The sequence below is a fragment of the Streptomyces sp. 8L genome (assembly GCF_020176795.1).
Classification (GTDB): domain Bacteria; phylum Actinomycetota; class Actinomycetes; order Streptomycetales; family Streptomycetaceae; genus Streptomyces.
Genome location: NZ_JAIUKE010000370.1, coordinates 1 through 1,636, shown reverse-complemented (window position 1 = coordinate 1,636; position 1,636 = coordinate 1). Strand labels below are relative to the sequence as shown.

The 1,636-nt window shown below is 72.3% G+C and carries 3 protein-coding genes; all 3 read right to left on the bottom strand.

The genetic code is table 11. The features are described 5' to 3' along the window. Nucleotides 1–55: 55 nt before the first annotated feature. A complete protein-coding gene (locus tag LCE31_RS26975; protein ID WP_225018656.1) occupies nt 56–511 on the bottom strand; it encodes a hypothetical protein in 456 nt (151 codons plus the stop codon). Then, nucleotides 508–990: a hypothetical protein gene (locus LCE31_RS26970; RefSeq protein ID WP_225018654.1), complete on the bottom strand. Its 483-nt coding sequence runs from the start codon at nt 988–990 to the stop codon at nt 508–510. The genes LCE31_RS26975 and LCE31_RS26970 overlap by 4 nt, the downstream gene beginning before the upstream one ends. 98 nt (nt 991–1,088) lie before the next feature. Next, entirely contained in the window at nt 1,089–1,436 is a 348-nt protein-coding gene (locus LCE31_RS26965) for an SH3 domain-containing protein (protein WP_225018653.1), read from the bottom strand. Between the last annotated feature and the right edge of the window lie 200 nt (nt 1,437–1,636).

Here is a 1,636-nt window from a genome sequence, read left to right as displayed (position 1 = left end):
CCTGCCCGCGCCCCGGCGGGCGCTCGCCGGGGAGGGGCGGGCACCCACGCGCGGGCTAGCCGGGGCGGCCGGCCCGGGCCGCCCCGGCCCGCGCCGGGGCGGGGACGGGGGCGGGGGACGGGCGCAGGGCTGCGGCGGCACCGAGTTGAGGAGTACGGACGGGCACGGCCCGTCGGTCGGGTGGGGGCATGGTGCGCAGCAGCTCGTGAAGAGCGGTGCGGTACCCGTCGCGGGCGTCGAGTGCCGCGTCCAGCCACTGCGCGTCGAAGTGCAGTTTGTCCGCCGACAGCTCGCCCATGTCGCGGCCCGGATGCGTGTCGGCGTGTACGCGGTCGCGCACCCGGGCGACCTGCTCCTCGGTGAGGGCCAGGAACGAGCGCAGGTCCAGGGCACGGGCGAGCGCGGGCGACACATCCCGGGCGACGGCAGCGGCCTCGTACAGCGCGGACAGCGGCTCTCCGAAGATCCTCTGCAGGTCGCCGTCCATGCTGCTGGACCTGTCCCGGCTCATCGGGCGGGCCTTCCCGCCCGTGCCACCGACGCCGGGACGGCTGTGCCCGCGGGCCGGTGAGGCACGCCAGTCTGTACCGCCGGTCCAGTGCGAGGGCGAAGGCGAGCGAGGCGCTCTGCAGCGAGGTCCTCCTTGCCCGGAGCGTCCGGGTCGAGGAGCCATCGCACGACCATGGCCCGGCCGTCGCGGACGGTGACAGCTGCGTTCACACGATGGGCGAGATCCATCGCAGGGTCGTCGGCCTCGCCGGGCCGGGTGTGCAGCGCGGCGAGGAGATTGTCCTCCGCGCGCTCCAGCACACCCTGAGCCTCGACGAGGAGCCCGTGCCACTTGACGACGTCGGCAGTCTCCGGATTCGCGACCGGCGCGGCTGTGGCCGTGGCCTGCAACTGGTCCATGTCCATGCCGAAGTGGGCTTCGATCTGTTGGGTGAGCACACTCACGACATTCTCGGTGTCATCGGATATGCCGTCGGACAAAAGAGAAACTCCTGTTCTGGAATGGCCAATGCTCCAGGCGATGAGGGCCAGGACGTACCCGCCGGCTCAGACGCTTATCGGCACGTGTCGGCTTCCTGTCAGTCCAGGCACATGCGGGCGGCGCGGTAGACGTATGTGCCGGAGACCCAGCCCTTGACACCGGTCGAGGTGTCCGTGATGTACAGCCAGTTGCCGCTCTTCTTGGACACACTGAACGTGTGGCTGGGGTAGAGAACGCCCAGCGCTGTGGACGATGCGGTGGCCTTGGAACGGATGGTCACGGCCGATGCGTGGACCTTGTACGGCAGCGGTGGCAGAGACGAACAGCTGCTCGCAGGAGCCGCGGTGACAGCGGCGGGTGACGCGCCGGCGGTGGTGGGGGACAGCAGCGGCAGGGCGAGCGTGCCGAGCATTGCTGCGGTGACGGCAATTCGGGTGGAGCGCATGCGGAAGAAACCTCCGTGAAGGCATGGGGATTGCGTGGAAGCGGGCGCCGGTGTGGTCCCGGCGGCTGCAATAAGAGTCCGGGGGGGGGGCGCGGGGGGGGGGGGGGGGGGGGGGGGGGTTTTTTTTGGGCCCCCCGGGGGGCGGGGGGGGGGGGGCGCGCCGCGCGGCGCGCCGCCGCGCCGGGGGCGGGGGGCACCCC

Excerpts from the sequence above, each read along its gene's own strand:
- LCE31_RS26975 (WP_225018656.1), bottom strand. The coding sequence starts at position 511 with ATGAGCCGGGACAGGTCCAGCAGCATGGACGGCGACCTGCAGAGGATC.
- LCE31_RS26965 (WP_225018653.1), bottom strand. The coding sequence starts at position 1,436 with ATGCGCTCCACCCGAATTGCCGTCACCGCAGCAATGCTCGGCACGCTC.